A 19280-nucleotide genomic window follows, 5' to 3' on the forward strand; every position below is an offset into this window, starting at 1 on the left:
AAACGTGAGACAAATCGTGAGACAGAACGCGAGACAAAACGGTATCAACAACACATCTGCTGCAACTGGTAAGCGTACAAAAATAGCGATTGCCTTATTCTCACTCTGGGTGGCATGCGCGCAGGCACAAGCGGCTAATGTGCTGACGATAGACGCCAGTGCCTTAACCCCGGACCCGGTATCTGGTCATCTGAAAATGGGTACTGCACTGTCACCCAAGGGTGAACGGCTGGGGGCAAATAACCAGTACCTGACGCGCAATGGACAAGCCTGGCTACCGGTGATGGGCGAGTTTCATTATTCACGCAGCCCGGCAGCCAGTTGGGAAGCCGAACTGCGCAAGATGAAGTCGTCCGGTATTGATATCGTCGCCAGCTATGTGATCTGGAATCATCATGAAGAACATGAAGGCCAGTTCAACTGGAAGGGCAATCGTGATTTGCGGCACTTTATTCAATTGTGCGGCAAAGTTGGCTTGAATGTGGTGGTGCGTGTTGGCCCCTGGGCGCATGCAGAAGCGCGCTTTGGTGGTGTGCCAGACTGGGTTGTGGATGCTATGCCAACGCGTGGCGATGATCCGCAATACATGCATTTTGTTGAACGCCTGTATGCCCAGATAGGGCAACAAATGCAGGGCCAGTTATGGAAAGACGGCGGCCCTGTCATTGGAGTCCAGTTAGAGAACGAATACAATTTGCGTGGGCCGGGCGAGGGCGAAGGGCATATCCTGGCGCTCAAACGCCTGGCGCTTAAAGCCGGGATGGATGTCCCTTTATATACGGTAACGGGCTGGGATGGTACTGTTTATCCGTCGGGTGAAGTAACGCCGGTATTTGGTGGTTACCCCGATGAACCCTGGGGTGTCAGCACCAAAGAATTGCCGCCCAAGGAAACGTATGCATTCCGTTTCGATAGCCGTGTCAGTGGCGACCTGGGCGCGCAAACCGCAGCCACTGCGCCTGGCACAGCAGAAACCGACATTGCACTCACCCCTTTCCTGGGTGCCGAATATGGCGCTGGCCTGCCCGCTATGTATCGTCGCCGTACCCTGGTATCGCCCGACGATATTGCATCCATGCTGCCTGTGCAGTTAGGTTCCGGCGTGAACCTGATGGGCTATTACATGTATCACGGCGGGCGCAACCCGGTCAGTCAGCCATCGATGGAAGAAAGCACACTCAGTGGCGGCTATAACGACACACCAAAGATTACCTATGACTTTAATGCCCCCCTGGGGCCTGACGGCCAGCAACGCCCTGTATTGACGCGCTTGCGTCCATTCCATTATTTCTTGCATGATTTTGGACCACGCCTGGCACCGATGACAGTGCGCAAGCCAGAACTGGTACCGGCATCAGCGCAAGAATTGAGCACCCCGCGTTTCTCGGTAAGAAGCAAGGGTGACAGCGCGTTCTTGTTCGTGAACAACCACGTGCGCCAATATGCAATGCCTTTGCAATCCGGCTTGCAGTTTTCCGTTAAATTGCCGCATGAAACGCTGGTTTTCCCGCAGCAGCCGATTGATGTTGCGGATGGCAGTTATTTCATATGGCCGATTAATTTGGATCTTGACGGTACTTTGTTGAACTACGCCACAGCACAGCCGGTAGCCCGCCTGGATAATGGCAAAGACGGCGTGCTGTATGTGTTTTCTGCCGCCAGGGGCATACCTGTAGAACTGGCGTTTAATGCCGATGTAGCGCAGTATGTGCAGGCACCCTCTGCCACACTGAGCAAGCAAGCTAATCGCCTTATTGTAGATAAAATCACCCCGGGAACATCGGCAACACTGACAATCAATCGTCCCGGATCGAAGCCAGTGACGATTCTGGTACTGACGCCAGAGCAGGTACAGCAATTGAGTATCGGCGTGCTGGGTGGCCAGCGTCGCCTGGTCATGAGTGAACAAGATGCGTATTTTGATGCGGGCAGCTTGCAATTGCGATCTGCAGGGCAAGAAAATTTCAGGGTAGCGATTTATCCTGCCCTTGTCAGCAAACCTGCAGCCAATCAGGCGCTGACTGCGGCAGCGAATGACGGTGTGTTTCAAGTGTTTGAAGCACACTTTTCAAAATTGAATGTTGACGTCAGCATCAAGCAGACCAGGGCCGCACGCAAAATGCCTGCGGTAATGATAGGTGGCCTGGCCAAGGCGGCAATGCAGCCAATACCAGAAAACTTCAGCCATGCTGCGACCTGGCAAATAGCGGCACCCAAAGCACAGTTGAAGGGCTTGGACGATGCCTTGCTGGAAATCGATTTTGTGGGCGACATCGGACGATTGTTTGCTGGCACACGCATGCTGGATGACTGGTATTACAACGGTCAGAAATGGCAAATCAACTTGAAGTCGCTCGGTGCGTCCCTGGATCAGGGCTTGACCTTAAACGTACTGCCATTGCGTTCTGATGCGCCAATTTATTTACCGAAAGAGCATCGTCCTCAATTTGATGGACAGGCACAAATCGCCAGCTTGCGCAATTTGCGTGTTATTCCCGTCTATCAGTTGCGTTTGAGCGCGAAGTAATGAACTGGCTTGGTTGGTAACTATCTTCATTAGCGTACCTGACACGCCTTTGAAGATAGTGATGATGGTAATGTAGAAGTGGTTGAAATTTTTCCCTCAAAACAAATAAGAGACAATGATGAAAACAAGCATGGTACGAACTATCTGGTCCCGCCTGGTTGCCAGCACGCTGACTGCCGCATTTTGCACTCTTGCTGTGAATTCGCCGGCACTGGCTGCTGATCCAGTGAAAATCGGTTTCCTGGTCAAGCAGGCAGAAGAACCATGGTTTCAGGATGAATGGCACTATGCAGAGCAGGCAGCCCACGAAAAGGGTTTTACCCTGGTCAAGATAGGTGTTCCCAATGGTGAAAAAATGATGGCGGCGATTGACAATCTTGCCGCACAAAAAGCACAGGGCTTTGTGATTTGCGCACCCGATGTCAAGCTGGGTACTGCGGTGGAACGTACCGCCAAGCGCAATAACCTGAAAGTGATCTCTGTTGATGATCAACTCATAGACGGTAGTGGAAAAGCGATCAGCTCAATCCCGCACATGGGTATCTCTGGATATGACATAGGCAAGCAGGTCGGGCAAGGTTTGCTCAATGAAATCAAGGCGCGTGGCTGGGTGCTGTCTGAAGTCGGTGCGATGCGTCTGGCATTTGATCAATTACCGACTGCGCAACAGCGCACACAAGGTGCTGCAGATGCGCTGAAGGCGGCGGGTCTTCCGGCTGCCAATGTGTTCGACGCCGCGCAGGCAAAAACGGATACAGAAAGTGCCTTCAATGCCGCCAATATTGTGTTCACCAAACAAACCAAGTTCAAGCATTGGGTGGTCTTTGGCCTGAATGATGAAGCTGTGCTGGGAACAGTACGTGCAGCTGAAGGCCGCGGATTGCGCAACGATGCCGTGATTGGTATTGGCATTGGCGGCAGCAAGGCCGCACTCAATGAATTTGCCAAGCCTAACCCAACCGCGTTCTATGGCAGTGTCTTGATCAGTTCCAAGCGTCACGGCTATGAGACGACTATGAATATGTATAAGTGGATTACAGAAAACAAATTGCCAGCAGCAGTGACATTCACCAGCGGTGTTTTGATGACGCGCCAAAATCAGGCTGCTGTGCGCGCTGATTTTGGACTGTGAGATGGTAGCTGCCATGTCGCCTACGAAGCCAGCGTATCTGCAATTTAACAATGTATCCAAGTTTTTTCCGGGGGTAAAAGCACTTAATGGCGTCAGTTTTGACGCCCATGCCGGCACGGTGCATGGCCTGTTGGGTGAGAATGGCGCTGGCAAATCCACCTTGTTGAAAATACTCGGTGGACAATATCGGCCTGATGGTGGCCATCTGCTTGTTGATGGACGTCAACGCCATTTCACTTCCGCTGGTGATGCAATCGCGGCGGGCATTGCCGTGATTCATCAGGAATTACAGTACGTGCCGGAATTGACCGTTGCAGAAAACCTGTTGCTTGGTCGTTTGCCGCAGCGACTCGGTTTTGTCAATAAAGCCGAGGCCAGTCGCCTGGTGAAACAACGCCTGAGCCTGATGGGGGTGGACCTGAACCCGGAGGCCAAGTTGTGCGACCTGTCGATAGCCCAGCGCCAGATGGTAGAGATTTGCAAGGCCTTGCTGCAAGATGCACAGGTGATTGCATTCGACGAACCGACCAGCAGCTTGTCTCATCGCGAAAGTGAAATTCTGTTCCGCCTGATCCATGATCTCAGGGCAGCAGGCCGCACGATTATTTATATTTCACATCGACTTGAAGAGTTGTATGCCTTGTGTGATGCTTGCACCATTTTCCGTGATGGCTGCAAAATTGTGACGCATCCGGTGATGAGTGAAGTGCCGCGTGATGTATTGATCAAGGATATGGTGGGGCGCGACTTAAGTGATATTTATGATTATCGCACCCGGCCCCTGAGTGGCGAGCGCCTGATAGTAAAAGGATTGAAAGGCGCATCATTGACCGAGCCACAGGAATTCAGCGTTCGTGGCGGTGAAGTACTTGGTTTTTTTGGCCTGGTTGGTGCCGGGCGTAGCGAATTGATGCGCTTGCTGTATGGTGTCGATAAACGTACTGGTGGCGCACTGGTAACACTGGATGGCGTCGCCGTTTCTGACAAGGGACCATCAGCCGCAATCGATGCAGGTATTGTGTTGTGCCCGGAAGACCGTAAAGAACAAGGTATTTTGGCGCAGGCGTCAGTATCAGAAAATATTAATATCAGTTGCCGTCGTCATGATTTGTTGGGGGGATTATTTTTGCGTCACAAGCGTGAAGCAGAACTGGCAGACCAGTTTATAAAACGATTGAAAATAAAAACACCAAACCGTGACCAGGAAATTCGCCTGCTGTCAGGTGGCAATCAGCAAAAAGTCATCCTGGCCCGCTGGTTGGCAGAACCGCATTTGAAAGTGCTTATACTGGATGAGCCGACACGGGGGATCGACGTCGGGGCAAAAAATGAAATCTACCGCATCATCCATGAAGTTGCAGAACGCGGATGTTGTGTCATCGTCGTATCGAGTGAGTTACCCGAAGTCTTGGGGGTATCCGACCGTGTCATCGTCATGCGCGAAGGGCGCATCAGTGGACAGCTTGAACGCGCGCAGGCAAACGAGGCAGCGGTACTCAATCTGGCGCTGCCAGATAAATAATCAAATTAATTTTTACAGGAATATTCCATGACTTCCCTCAGTTCCACACCTGCTGAAGACACCGCAACAGCAGTAGTGCAAAACCATGCTGCCGGCGACAGTGCCCAGACGCGCAGAAACCGCTGGCTGGTAGATCAAAGCATGTCAATCGGGTATGCCATATTGTTTGTGTTACTGGCATTTACCGTGGAGAATTTTTTCTCGACAGCCAATATTGTCGGTCTGATGCTGTCCGTTGCGCAAATCGGCATGGTGGCATGCACCATGATGATGTGTCTGGCGTCGCGTGACTTTGATCTTTCGGTTGGCTCGACCATTGCGTTCTCTGGCGTGCTGGGTGCCATTATCCTCGAGCATACCCAAAGTGTGACGCTGGCCGTCGGCGGTGGCTTGTTGGCCGGTGCGCTGATTGGCGCGGGCAATGGCGTCCTGATTGCCTATATGCGCGTGAATGCGCTTATCGCGACATTGGCCACCATGCTGATGGTGCGTGGCCTGGCATTTATTGTTTCAAAAGGGCAGGCAGTGGGCATTGCAAATGACAGCTTCATCAGTTTTGGTGATGGACGCCTGTTTGGCTTGCCGTATCCGGTCCTGGTGGTGGCGATTTGTTTCATTGTGTTTGGGGTCTTGCTCAATCACACAGTCTTTGGCCGCAATACATTGGCGATAGGCGGTAATCCGGATGCCGCGCGACTGGCAGGTATCAAGGTGGAACGTTTGCGTGTCTGGATTTTTTTGCTGCAGGGTTTGGTCACTGCTGTCGCAGGTTTGATCCTGGCGTCGCGCATTACTAGCGGCCAACCTAATTCTGCGCAAGGTTTTGAACTCGACGTTATTTCTGCCTGTGTTTTGGGCGGGGTGTCTTTGCAAGGTGGTAAGGCACGTATTTTCGGTGTCCTGATCGGTGTATTGATCATGGGTACGGTTGAAAACGTGATGAACCTGATGAATGTTGATGCCTTTTATCAGTATCTGATGCGTGGTTTCATTTTGCTGGCTGCTGTCTTGCTGGACCAATTAAAAAGCCGCAGTACGCGCGGTTAAAAAAACATATCCGGAGCAGAATCCCAGACGCAAGCGTGTTTGGGATTCTGGTTTGCTGACACTGTTTCCATGTGAATTAGATTTACGCATGGATACGCCGGACAATAAAGCCAGAAAACAACAGCGGCTGTTTCCAGGCGCACAGACCAGGTTCTATATTTTGCGTGATTTACGTTGAAAGCTCGTGCAAAGTAATTGGCGGTAGCACTAATTATTGCATCCATCCTCATTCGGTTTTGTTGCTCGTCATCGCCTTGAAATTAAAAAAGGTGTATTTTTCCACGCGCACAAAACCAACTGTCTGAATCAACTCCCCCATAGCTAGTCATTCAAAAAAAAGTAAATCATTCGACGTTTGAATGACTTTGCTTTTTCACTTTCCCTTCATTCACTTCTATCGTTTTTTGACATCGAAAAATAAAAATGAGATTTGATGTGAATCATTTTCTCAACGGTGGTCAGACAACAGTTCTCTGTCGCATATATCGCCAACATATTAACTATATGAAATTCGTATATTGTTTGCGAAATAATTCATTGGAATGCAATAGTGTCAATCAATAAGATGATTAGAACTCATCCCGATATATGAAATGAGTGCTAAAGCTCTGGAGTTAGAAAGAGTTAGTCGCTGGCCTTATTCCGGCAGCGCTTCAAAATATTAATGGAGACAAAATGAAACAAAAGAAAATCAGCTGGCTTATCCATGCCTTGTACGTGATGCCAGCAATCAGCGCGACCGCCTTTGCCCAGGAAAAGCCGGCAGTGCCAGCTACAAACGAAGTACAACTAGTTACAGTGAGTGGTATTCGTGCGTCCCTCAGCTCTTCCCTGGTGACCAAACGTGTGCAAGATGGGGTGGTTGACGCGGTGTCTGCTGAGGATGCAGGTAAATTCCCTGATACGAATATCGCTGAATCCCTGCAGCGCGTCACCGGTGTGCAAATTCAGCGCAACAACGGCGAAGGCCGCTACATCTCTGTGCGCGGCTTGGGGCCTGAGTTCAACAATGTGCTCGTCAATGGTCGCACCATGACCAGTGACACCGGCGGTCGCGAGTTCTCCTTCGACCTGCTGTCTCCCGACCTGATCTCGAAAGCGCTGGTCTACAAGACGTCGCAGGCCTTCTTGCCAGAGGGGGGTATCGGTTCAACGGTGGATATCCAGACCGCGCGGCCGTTATCGGGCAAACTGGGTCATACCTCGGTGGTCAATGTCTCGGACTCCTACGATTCGAATTCCAAAAAGAATACACCCAATATCAGCGGCATGTATTCGTTTGCCAATGACGACCGGACCTTTGGCGTCACCGGCTCGCTGTCCTACAGTGACCGCGCGTCCAAGCAAAACAAGGCTATCACGGACGCCTGGAACTACCGAGATGTTTCTATGATCAACGGCAATCTCAACTCCAAGGGGTTGACGATGGCTGATGTGACTACCAAAAAGCTCTATATGCCGCAGAGCTATGGCTTTCAGCAGGAGAATGAAAGTCGCAAGCGACTGGTTGGCAATCTGACGGTGCAATACAGTCCATCCCCGACCTGGAAGCTGACCGCCGACGCCCTGTATTCGCGTCTCGATCAAAAGAATGACGTGATCGCGTTCAGCGATTGGAATAACCCCGTGCAGCTCGGCGTCAAGTACGACACTAACAACCAAGTCACCAGCTTTCTGCGGCCTGGCTCGACCTTCTATGCAAATAATCCGGCGCTGGCCGGTAGCGGTCAACTGCTGGGCGAAGCCAATTCGAACGACATGATCGTCAAAGGTGGCGATCGCCTGTCTACCACGCAGGCGTTTGGCCTGAACTCGAAATGGGCACTGGCACCAGAGTTGAAACTGGAAGGCGATATTTCCAGCTCCCGCACTAACTCCAAATCTCCGAATATGTGGATTGTGGCCGGCATGGTGCCGAAGAATGGCGATGTGCTGACCTTTGGCAGCAGCCCCGGTCTGGTGTTCGGCGATGGCATTGCTGATCCGACCGCAGTGCGTGCCCACGCCGTATCATATGGCGATATCCGCAATCTCGATGACCTGCAGGAAGGGCGGGTCAATTTATCGTGGAATCACGAGATCGGCTACTTCAAGGGGATCGATTCCGGCATGGGTTACTCGCAGCGTGATGTGGAACGGAGGCAGTGGAACAACGATGCCTGGAATGCCTTCAGTGGATATCACGTTGCCTTGCCATCGTCCTTGTTCACCGTAACGCCTATGGATAACTTCATGGGCAATGGCGCACAGATTCCGAGCGCCTATCTCCGCTTCGATCCGTATGCCTACATGAATTACTTGAACCAGCCTTCGCTGTTGGCGCAATCTAATGATCCTGCACTGTATCTGGATAAAACCAAGTATCCGAATGGTCCGATGGCGATTGATTACACTAAACCGGATATGTGGGGTGTCAAGGAGAAAGTATCGAGCTTCTTCCTGAACTCCAAATGGGAAGGCGCGGGATGGTCGGCGGATGCTGGCATGCGTGTGGTGCACGTGAACTCGGCTTCGACTGGCATCAGCCGCATTTTGCTGTCGGCGGTGAAAAGCCCTAACGACACGACCTATATACTGAACTGGGGGGCAGCCAGCACAAACACCGTCAGCAACAGCTACAACAGCTTCCTGCCATCTGCCAATCTGAAGTTCGACCTGACTGCCGACATGCTGCTGCGTTTGGGTGTGTCCAAGACCGAGACACGTCCGACCTTGAACCAGATGGGTGTGAACAATTCTTACGGGGGGCGTTTTGGCGATGTACAAACCGGCGGCGGCAATCCCTATCTGAAACCTATGCAGTCGAAGAACTTCGATTTGTCGTATGAATGGTATATGTCGAAGACCAACTACGTCAGCGTAGCCGTGTTCCTCAAGGATGTCTCCGACTTTCTGGAGACCAGGATGGTGGATATAAAAATTCCCCAGTATGTTGAAGTGGTCCACGACACGCGCGTTCGTAACGGGCAGAAAGGCAAGATCAGGGGCATGGAATTGGCAGGGCAGTATGCCTTCGACAATGGCATCTCCTGGCTGAAGGGATTCGGCGTGGCCGCCAACTATACCTATGTGGACGCGAGTGCGACCCGCGATACCGTTACCGATAGCAGCGTGCCGACCTGCGGTTATCCTGGCTTGTCGCCGCAATCCTATAACGGCTCGGTTTTCTACGAAAATGACAAACTACAGGCACGGATGAGTTATAACTGGCGTAACAGCTTCTCGGTCGATTGTGGTGGCGGCAGCACCTTGCCGCGCAACCGTGCGGCCTATGGCCAGACCGATGCTAGCCTGCGTTACAACCTGACGCCGAAGATGGCTTTGTACGCAGACTTCATTAACCTGAGCAACTCCAAGATGCACGAATATGCCAGCAACGAGTCGCAATTCCTTACCTTGGAAGATGTTGGTCGCCGGGTTAACCTTGGCCTGCGGATAGCGTTCTAAATGATGCGCGCGAACCTGCCTCGCCGTCGTCTGCTGCAAGGTGCCGCTGCCGTTGCCGGCGGCATCTTGTTGCCTAACCATGCTGGCGCTCAAGCCAAGTCGCGCTTTGCTGTCGGTGCCAGTGATTTTCTCATCGACGGCAAACCGTTCCAGATCCGTTGCGGCGAAATGCACTTCGCCAGGGTGCCACGCGAGTACTGGTCCCATCGCCTGAAAGCCATTAAGGCGATGGGTTTGAACACGGTGTGCGCCTACCTGTTCTGGAATTATCACGAATGGAGAGAAGGGAAATTTGACTGGAGCGATCAGCGCGACGCGGTGGAGTTCTGCCGTTTGGCGCAAAAGGAAGGGTTATGGGTGATCCTGCGCCCCGGTCCTTACGCCTGTGCCGAATGGGAGATGGGCGGCCTGCCGTGGTGGCTACTCAAGAAGCATCCCGGCGACGCTTTCCTGCGTACGCGCGATCCTGCGTTTGTCGATCCGGCGCGGCGCTATCTGCGTGAAGTCGGTCGTGTGCTCGGGCCGATGCAGGTGACCCAGGGTGGCCCTATCCTGATGGTCCAGGTGGAAAATGAGTATGGCTTCTTCGGTGAAGACCTGGACTACATGCGCGTGCTGCGCCAAACGCTGCTCGATGCCGGTTTCGACGTGCCGCTATTCCAGTGCAACCCCACCAATGCGGTTGCCAAGACCCATCTGGCCGGTATGCTTTCGGTGGCCAATTTCGGTAGCGACCCGGCGGGCGGCTTCAAGGCGCTCGCCGCAGTTCAGGAAGCACCGCTGATGTGCGGTGAATACTACTCGGGCTGGTTTGACACGTGGGGCAATCCTCACCGCCGGGGGGACAATATGTCTGCTGTCGTCGACATCCAGGCCATGCTCAAGGCGAATGGCTCGTTCAGCCTTTACATGGCGCACGGTGGTACCACCTTCGGCCTGTGGGGCGGCTGCGACCGTCCCTTCCGGCCGGACACCACCAGCTACGACTACGACGCACCGATCAGCGAAGCGGGGTGGACTGGTGCTAAGTTCAATGCTTACCGCGAAGGCATGCGTCCCTTCCTGGCATCGGGCGAAGTGCTGCCCGAGCCGCCATCACGCCTTCCGGTCATGCACATCGACGCGTTTGTGCTGACCGAGACGGCACCGGTACTGCTCAATCTGCCGCAGCGAGCGATCAAGGCCGTATCGCCGGCGCCGATCGAACAGTACGACATCAGTCGCGGTCTGGTTTCCTATCGTGTGCAATTGCCGGCCGGGCCGACGGGGCTGTTGGCCGCCGCCAAAGTGCGCGACCTGGCCTGGGTGTATGTCGACGGCAAGCAAGTGGGAACAATGGATACACGCCATCGCCGTTTTTCGGTCGTGGTACCCGCGCGCAGCAAGACCGTGACGGTGGAAATTCTGTTGTATACCATCGCACGGGTTAACTTCGGGCTCGAAGTTCACGACCGCAAAGGCCTGCATGGACCGGTGACGTTCACGGCAAAGGGCAGCGCCGCGCGGACGTTGGAGAACTGGGAAATCCGCGCCATCGATTTTGATGCCGACGGCGTGCTGCCGCCTCTGTCGTTCAAGCGCGGACGCGCCAAAGGTCCCGCCTTCTGGCGTGGCGGCTTCGAGGCCAGCAGGCAGGCAGATACCTTCCTCAATATGTCCAGTTGGGGACAGGGCATCGTGTGGATCAATGGTCGTTGCCTTGGCCGCTATTGGAGCATTGGACCGACGCAAACCATGTACCTGCCTGGTCCATGGATCAGGACGGGCCGCAACGAAGTCGTGGTGCTCGACCTCACCGGCCCACGCAGCGCCCGTATTGCCGGGCTCACCGAACCGATACTCGACCAGCTCAATCCGGAGCTGGACCTGGTGCGTCCACCCAGCACGGTCAAGCCGGCGCTGGAAGGCGTTATGTTGGCACAGGAGGGCGAATTTGCAGCAGGAAGCGCGACCCAGGATGTGCTGTTCGCCGCACCGGTCAAAGGCCGCCAGTTCTGCCTGGAGTCGCTGAGCGCCTTCGACGGCAAACAGTACGCGGCGGTTGCCGAGATTTCGCTACTGGGCAAGGACGGCAAGACCATCAACCAGCAATCGTGGACCATCGCCTACGTCAGCAGCGAGGAGTTGAAGAAGGAGGACGGCTCGGCGCTCAATGCGATCAACGGACAAGCGTCGGATCACTGGCACACCGCGTTTTCTGGTGGGGCAGGCCACCCGCACCAGTTGATCATCGATCTGGGTCAGCAGGTGGAGGCGGCGGGAGTGCGCTACATGCCACGCCAGGGGCCTGACACCGTTACCGGGCGTATCAAGCAATACCGCATGTATGTCGCTGATAAATTGGTCAGGGAATAATAAAATAACAGCTTAAAATAACAGTTTTTTTTAGGACTTACGCAAAATTGTTCCAGCAAGGTCTCAGCGACGAAGACAGTACTTTAGTACATGGTCTTAGTAAATGCGGGGGCTGCAAGGCTTTGGGGCGATTTTGCGTAAGTCCTATTTTTTTGATGTTGAAAAATAAAACTAGATTTGTTGATAATTATTTTTTCTCAATAGTGGTCGGACAACAGTTTTCCGACGGATATATAGCCACCCAATTAGCTATATGAAATTCGCATAGTATTCGCGAAATAAGACATTTGAATACATTTGCTTTAATCAATAGGATGATTGGAACTCATCGCGATTAATGAAATGAGTTCTTAAACTCTGGAGTTAAAAAGAGTTACTCGCTGGCGTTAATACGGCAGCGCTTTAAAAAAATACAGGAGATAAAATGAAACAAAAGAAAATCAGCTGGCTTATTCATGCCTTGTTCATGATGCCAGCAATCAGTGCGACCGCCTTTGCCCAGGAAAAGCCAGCAGCGCCAGCGACTGACGAAGTGCAACAGGTGACAGTGAGTGGTATTCGTGCTTCGGTACGCAATGCCCTTGCCAGCAAAGAAGCATCCAACAGCATGATCGAAGCGATTGCTTCGGAAGATATTGGCAAGTTGCCGGATACCACCATCGCAGAATCCCTGGCACGACTGCCAGGACTGTCGTCAGGATTGGATCGCGGTAATGCAAGCCAGATTGTGGCGCGCGGTATGGGCCCACGCTTTATTGGTGCGACCCTCAATGGTCGTGAATTGGCGTCGACTGAACCCAGCCGTGCAGTGCGCTTTGAACAATTCCCTTCAGAATCTTTAAGCGGGGCAACGGTATACAAAACACAATCTGCTGAAATTACAGAAGGCGGGATTGCGACGACCATAGATTTGCAGACAGTACAGCCACTCAAATTCAAGGAACGCCAGATTTCCCTGAAGGCAGATGCCTTGTATTATCCGATGGGAGATCAAATTCCGGGTGCTAAAAGCAGGACACCACGTCTTGGCGGCATCTACATCGACCAATTCAATAATAATACCTTGGGTGTCGCACTGGCTTTCAGTTATCAGGACCAGCCTTCACTCCAAAAGAATATAAGACACTGGGGTTTTAACGAAGACCATTCAGCCGATTTGAATGGTGACGGCAAGATTGATAAAACGCCATGGGGCTTTGGTGATGATGTCAAACGCGGTACTGATAAACGCACCAGCCTGCTTGGCAAAGTCGAATGGAAAGCCAGTCCCAATGCCTTGATTACTGGTGATGTTTATTATGCAAAAGCGGCCATCGATGAGCCTGGTTTGCAACACTGGACGGGTGATGTCGGTAACTGGGATGGCTGGCAAAAAGCCAACTACAGTAATCTCGATATCCGCAATGGCTATGTGGTGGGCGCTACTGTAAAAGACGTGGGCCTGACCACCAATGATTATAAGTGGGTGCAAGACAATACCAATGTGGCCGGTGGTCTCAACGGCAAGTTTACGATAGGCGATTGGAAGGTCGAGACCGACTTGTCCACTTCGCGTGCGAAACGTGACAGCCAATGGCGTGACTTGCGCCTGTTTGCAAAAAACAACGGCACACTCACCTGGTCGTTTACCGGGGATGATCGCCAGGTATACACCTTGGGTCAGGATTCGGGAAATCCGGCAGCGTTTGGCGCACCAACCATGTATGTTGATACTGATGGCCACTTAAAAGATGAATTGAATGGCTTCCATGTGAACGCATCCCGTGGTGTTGACTGGGGTGCTGTAAGTCGTGTCAAGTTTGGTGCCCGCTTCACCGACCGCGAAAAATCGTATAGCCAAACGACATGGAGTGTGTCCCCAACAGGAACGATACCTGATTCGGCCTATGAAACCATACGCGTTGACGGCTTTGCTCCATTTATTGCGCTGAAAAATTTTGATGCATCTTCTTTCGCTGCCTTTGGCGCCAATGTATTCAGTTCTAACGGTCGTCCACAAACGCAGAATGATTTACTGTCCGGCTGGAAAGTAAAAGAACGTAGTTCATCACTCTATGCGCAAGCTGACCTCGATGGCACTTTCCTGGGAACAGGATATCGCGGCAACGCAGGTGTGCGCGTGGTCCATACCAGCCAAACTGGCGAAGGCATGCAATCATTGAGTGACGCGAAACCGACACCAGTGCAGGGCGGAACTTCGTATACAGAGGTCTTGCCTAGCCTGAATTTGATATTTGCGATGGACGACAAGCAAGAAAAGCAGGTGCGTTTCAGTTTGGCGCGCGCCATGTCACGTGCCCCACTGGATGAAATGCGTGCTTCACGTAATTTGTATGTTGATCCCAATCCTGTACAGCCGTTGACAGGTAGTGCCGGAAACCCGGAATTGAAACCAATGATGTCGAATCAAATGGATCTGGCTTATCAATGGTATTTCGCCAAAGGTGGATTGGCATCGGCTGGCGTGTTCTATAAACAAGTTTCACGCTACATAGGAATCACGCAGGACAAGACCAGCATCAATGGCCGCACTGCACTGATCACACGTTCGGTGAATGGTGGCGGTGGCAATGTCAAAGGACTGGAGCTGGTGTATCAGCAAGCATTTACTGGTTTGCCTGCACCATTCGATGGTTTGGGTGTGTACAGTAATTATGCTTATACAGAAAGTGACATCAAGGAAAATATGCCTTCTGTCAATCCTTTCCCTATCGAAGGTTTGATGAAACACAATGGCGGTCTCACTGTCTGGTACGAAAAAGCTGGTTATGAAGCACGGCTTTCTGCTAACTACCATAGTGCCTTCGTACGTAATCCTACCTGGGCCGCAGGGCAGTTGATACTGAATGGTGCAGAGACTTACCTGACCTTGAATCTGTCCAAACAAATTACACCACAGTTGCAAGTGCGATTTGGTATCGACAACATGACTAACCAAAAAGTGGTTTATACGAGTGCAAATAATCCATATCAACAAGAAGTGACTGAGTTTGGCCGTCGCTTTAATTTGGGGTTGACTTATAAGATGTAATTTCTTAAGAACAGGGGCGATGCAAATCGCCCCTGTTTTTTGACGAATTTACCTCCTCAACCATTTTATCAAGTCATGAAATCTCTCCCCTTTTTTTCAGCGATGTGTCTGGTGCTGATGAGCTGTGCCAACGCCAGCGCACAAAATGTGCCAGATGCGACACCGATGAAAACCTCATCCGGTGATCCGGCACAAGTAAAAACGGAAAAAGCCTTTGCCAAAGGATCGGACATTAGCTGGCTATCAGAGATGGAAGCATCCGGCTATCCATTTTTCAATAAGGCAGGTATCAGGCAAGATATTTTCCTGACTTTAAAAGAACAGGGCATGAACGCTGTGCGTTTGCGGGTGTGGGTGAATCCTGCAGATGGCTGGAATGGTTTGCAAGATGTATTGGCCAAGGCGCAACGGGCAAAACAGGCAGGCATGCGCATCATGATCGATTTTCACTACAGTGACACCTGGGCTGACCCCGCACACCAGACCAAGCCAGCCGCATGGAGTCAACACAGTATTACTGAATTGCGCACCGACATCGCGCAACATACCTCTGCGACCTTGCTGGCGCTGCGTGATGCAGGCATTGCACCTGAATGGGTACAAGTTGGTAATGAAACCAATGACGGTATGCTGTGGGATAGTGCACGGCCTTCCAAGGCGGCCAGCAACATGAAAAATTATGCAGAATTGACGACTGCTGCCTACGACGCAGTCAAGCAGGTTTTCCCCACGGCCCTGGTTATAGTGCATCTTGCCAATTGCCATAATAACGAAGGGTTTCGCTGGATTTTTGATGGTTTGAAAAGCAATGGTGGCAAGTTTGATGTCATTGGTGCCTCATCGTATCCACTTGAAGCCGTTGGCCATACATGGCAATCGGCAAACAACGCCTGTCTTGCGAATTTGAATGATATGACAGACCGTTATCAAGTACCCGTCATGGTGACAGAAGTCGGCGTACCCTGGGACCATCCACAAGCGAAAACTATTCTGAGCGATGTGATTACCAAGGTCCGTTCGGTCAACCGTCAGCTTGGCCTGGGAGTGATCTATTGGGAAGCGCAATCCTACAAAAACTGGAAAGGCTATAGCTTCGGTGCTTTTGATAATACAGGGAGACCGACAGAGGCACTGGATGCCTTTCTTGACTAGAACCTGTTTGAGATCTTATTGCGCGTGCGCAATTGGAGTCCACGTGGGGCTTATGCGCTGCTCAAAATGCGCATGGTCTAGGTATCGGCTACCTGGTTCAAACATAGTGCGCGACATCCACCACATCAATTTGCTCTGCTTGCATAAACATCTTCGCGTATTCCAGATACACGCCTGATTTCAGGAATAGCCCAAATAATTCGGCATCGATATGCTGGTCCTTTTTCATGAAACTCATGATCTTGATGGTTTCTGACAGGGTCTTGCCTTTTTTGTAGGGGCGGTCGGCGGCGGTCAGGGCTTCGAAGATATCGGCTATTGCCATCATGCGGGCGGGGATGCTCATGTCGGCAGCGGTCAGGCGTTTGGGATAGCCGGTGCCGTCCATTTTTTCATGATGGCCACCAGCGATTTCTGGCACTTTGGCCAGGTGACGCGGGAAGGGTAGTTTTTCCAGCATCATGATGGTTTGTATCATGTGCTCATTGATCTTGTAGCGTTCTTCTTCTGACAGGGTGCCGCGGGCTACGCTCAGGTTATATACTTCGCCACGGTTATACAGGTGTTCGGGTACATTGATCCTGAAGCCCCAGGGGTTGTCGGGTGTGATGGTGTCGCGGGCGGAACGGGGAAAGATGTGTTCGGCCTTGTCGTTCAGCAGGTGTTCTGTGGTCGGCAGTAGCGCTTCTGGCGTGCGGTCTTTGCGTTTTTTTTCCTCGTGTGAAATGCCGATGCGGTCCGGTAATGTCCTGGTCCAGCTGCGTTCGGCGATGCGCTGTATGCGGGCGATTTTGTCGGATTCCATGAATTCGCCGCCTTCATTACATTCGGCAATGAAGGCAAAATCGCTGTCCAGTCCGGCGATATCTTTATCACGTTTTTCTTTCAGCTCTGCGGCATGTTCACCAATCGCACCATTGGCGATGGCTTGCCAGTAATCGATCTGGGCGTCGCGTTTCAAGACTTCAAAGCGCATGCGTATTTCATGGATGCGGTCGTACAGGGTTTCCAGTTTGGTCGCCTTGTCGACGATGTATTCGGGCGTGGTGACCTTGCCGCAGTCATGCAGCCAGGCGGCAATATGCAGTTCTTCCCATTCGACATCGCTAAGCTGGAAGCCGGCAAACGGGCCTTCGGTTTCCTTGCAGGCAGCCTGGGCCAATAACCTGGTCAGTACCGGCACGCGCTGGCAGTGGCCGCCAGTGTAGGGACTCTTGGCGTCGATGGCGCTGGCGATCAACTGGATGAAGGCTTCCAGCAAGGCTTTCTGTTCCTGTATCAGGCGCTGGTTTTCTATGGCGACAGCGGCGGCACCGGATACGGCTTCGGCCATGGCTTGCCTGCCGGGGTCAATATCGGCATCATCAATCATCAGGGCAATCGCGCCGACCAGGGTGTTGTTGCGGTCCCTTAAGGGGATCGCAATCAGGGTGGTGACATGGTTGGTGCTGGGCAGCGCGCTGAAAAGGCGCGGCAGGTCCGCTGCCTGTAACTGGCAGATACTACTGCCTGATTTGCATGCCTGGATCACGGGGTGGCCTTCATCGCTCATGGCAATGCGTTGCGCATCGCTTTCCAGTACCTGGTGGTCGACGTAGACTTGCACCACTTGCATGGATTGGTCTTGCGGCTGGTACAGGTAAAGGATGCCGGATTTGGCGTCGGTGATTTCCGACATTTCCTTCAATACCCGTGCCAGTAATTTGTCGTAATTGGTTTCTGATGCCAGGCTGCTGGCGATATCAAGGAAGGAACGTATGGTCGCTTTCATGCCGCCCATGGAATGCGCGAGGTCGGCAATTTCCTTGATGCGTGACTGGATGTTGATGGGGCTTTGGAAATCGAAACGGGCGATCTTGCTGGCTTCGTCATTCAATTGTTTCAGTGGTTTGGATGCCAGGCGTGAAAAATAAATAGTCACGCCTATGCCTATCACCAGCATCACGATAAATAGCATGATGGTTTGCTGACGCATCTTGATAATGTCGGCCAGCAATTCATCATGCGGGCTGGCGATCAGTATGCGCAAGTCCTGGCCACCGGGGATTTGTATATTGGCCCGGTAGCTGGCCCAGGTTTGCCCCAGGACATCCAGCGCCTGGCTGGAATTGCTGTCAGTGACATCCAGTTCCAGCAGCTTGTTCAGTACCGGTGCATCTTGCTCTGCCAGCGTGGGCATGCTTTGCGTGCCATCCAGTTTGGTGATGATTTGTGGTCTGTAGGCAGCTTGCTGAGCGTTTTGCCAGGCCAGCAATTGGCCTTTACGGTCTATCAGGGCGATGCTGGTTGATGGCGTGACGCTACTGTTCTTGATGGTTTCATGGATGGTTGGCAGTTCTATGTCGATGCCGACAACAGCGTCGGCATCGACGATTTTTTGCGCATAGGTGACACCGATCTGTCCGGTAGTAAAGAAGTAATATGGTTCGGATACATTCGCCTTGCTGGGGTTTTTCATGGCGTTTTCATACCAGCCACGCAAGCGCGGATCATAGTTGCGCAGGGGGATTTGCTGGCGACTGATTTCATTCAGTCTGTCGTCCAGGTACACCACATGTTCGACCATCTTGTCCGCATCCAGGCTGGTGCTTTGCACTATCCATGCCGTTTTTTCCGGTGCCTTGAAGATACCTTTATTGCCATTCGATTTGGCGTATTGACGCAACAGAAAAAATTCACCATCGGCAAAGCCTACATAGGCTGAGGTTGCATATTTGACGCTGATGATGGCCTTGGCCAGGTAAGTGACGTGGGTCAGGCGTTGATTCAGGTTTCGGCCAGAGATGGGGAGGGATTGTGCCAATATTTCGGTCTGGCTTTTTACTGGCTCATAAATGTCTTTGACATTGCTGGCGACTTCATTGCCTATCAGGGTATAGCTGCTGGCAGCCTGCGCCAGGATGATTTTACTCATGCGGGTGAACTGCACGGTACCCATGGCAATGGCGAATAATAATATCAGGCCGGTAAAAAAATACGCGATATAGATATAAAATCGGACGTTTTTTTTGATGCTCATCGACAGACCCGTCCAGAATAAAGTCACGCCACCATGGAACATTCGCTT

9 protein-coding genes are annotated in these 19280 nt (G+C 52.2%); 8 read left to right on the forward strand and 1 reads right to left on the reverse strand.

Annotated features, from left to right (window positions below):
• Positions 1–16 precede the first annotated feature (16 nt).
• From ACO0LM_RS09810 to ACO0LM_RS09845, 8 genes are all read left to right on the forward strand, one after another.
• On the forward strand, positions 17–2527 hold the full coding sequence (locus tag ACO0LM_RS09810) for a beta-galactosidase (protein WP_423036579.1): 2511 nt from the start codon (positions 17–19) through the stop codon (positions 2525–2527).
• A 130-nt stretch (positions 2528–2657) separates the two neighbouring features.
• Positions 2658–3659, forward strand: coding sequence for an arabinose ABC transporter substrate-binding protein (locus ACO0LM_RS09815; RefSeq protein ID WP_423036581.1), 1002 nt, complete (start codon positions 2658–2660; stop codon positions 3657–3659).
• A gap of 13 nt (positions 3660–3672) precedes the next feature.
• Positions 3673–5181: an L-arabinose ABC transporter ATP-binding protein AraG gene (gene araG / locus ACO0LM_RS09820; protein ID WP_423036583.1), complete on the forward strand. Its 1509-nt coding sequence runs from the start codon at positions 3673–3675 to the stop codon at positions 5179–5181.
• Between the two features lie 27 nt (positions 5182–5208).
• Positions 5209–6228, forward strand: coding sequence for an L-arabinose ABC transporter permease AraH (araH, locus tag ACO0LM_RS09825; RefSeq protein WP_423036585.1), 1020 nt, complete (start codon positions 5209–5211; stop codon positions 6226–6228).
• 675 nt (positions 6229–6903) lie between these two features.
• Entirely contained in the window at positions 6904–9675 is a 2772-nt protein-coding gene (locus ACO0LM_RS09830; protein ID WP_423036587.1) for a TonB-dependent receptor, read from the forward strand.
• Entirely contained in the window at positions 9676–12030 is a 2355-nt protein-coding gene (locus ACO0LM_RS09835; RefSeq protein WP_423036589.1) for a beta-galactosidase, read from the forward strand.
• Positions 12031–12454: 424 nt separating this feature from the next.
• Entirely contained in the window at positions 12455–15061 is a 2607-nt protein-coding gene (locus ACO0LM_RS09840) for a TonB-dependent receptor (protein ID WP_423036591.1), read from the forward strand.
• A 75-nt stretch (positions 15062–15136) separates the two neighbouring features.
• The gene (locus ACO0LM_RS09845; RefSeq protein WP_423036593.1) at positions 15137–16213 is read left to right on the forward strand and encodes a glycoside hydrolase family 53 protein; all 1077 of its coding nucleotides are present in this window, start codon (positions 15137–15139) and stop codon (positions 16211–16213) included.
• Positions 16214–16310: 97 nt separating this feature from the next.
• On the opposite strand, the gene ACO0LM_RS09850 is transcribed toward ACO0LM_RS09845, so the two are convergent.
• Positions 16311–19232, reverse strand: a complete 2922-nt coding sequence (locus ACO0LM_RS09850; RefSeq protein WP_423036595.1) for an HD domain-containing phosphohydrolase — start codon at positions 19230–19232, stop codon at positions 16311–16313.
• Positions 19233–19280: the final 48 nt, after the last annotated feature.

The sequence above is a fragment of the Undibacterium sp. Di26W genome (assembly GCF_049340265.1).
Lineage (GTDB): Bacteria > Pseudomonadota > Gammaproteobacteria > Burkholderiales > Burkholderiaceae_D > Undibacterium.

What these genes read in the sequence shown, in the direction of transcription:
- ACO0LM_RS09815 (WP_423036581.1), top strand. Translation starts at nt 2,658, where the DNA reads ATGGTACGAACTATCTGGTCCCGCCTGGTTGCCAGCACGCTGACTGCC.
- araG (WP_423036583.1), top strand. Translation starts at nt 3,673, where the DNA reads ATGTCGCCTACGAAGCCAGCGTATCTGCAATTTAACAATGTATCCAAG.
- araH (WP_423036585.1), top strand. Translation starts at nt 5,209, where the DNA reads ATGACTTCCCTCAGTTCCACACCTGCTGAAGACACCGCAACAGCAGTA.
- ACO0LM_RS09830 (WP_423036587.1), top strand. Translation starts at nt 6,904, where the DNA reads ATGAAACAAAAGAAAATCAGCTGGCTTATCCATGCCTTGTACGTGATG.
- ACO0LM_RS09835 (WP_423036589.1), top strand. Translation starts at nt 9,676, where the DNA reads ATGATGCGCGCGAACCTGCCTCGCCGTCGTCTGCTGCAAGGTGCCGCT.
- ACO0LM_RS09840 (WP_423036591.1), top strand. Translation starts at nt 12,455, where the DNA reads ATGAAACAAAAGAAAATCAGCTGGCTTATTCATGCCTTGTTCATGATG.
- ACO0LM_RS09845 (WP_423036593.1), top strand. Translation starts at nt 15,137, where the DNA reads ATGAAATCTCTCCCCTTTTTTTCAGCGATGTGTCTGGTGCTGATGAGC.
- ACO0LM_RS09850 (WP_423036595.1), bottom strand. Translation starts at nt 19,232, where the DNA reads ATGAGCATCAAAAAAAACGTCCGATTTTATATCTATATCGCGTATTTT.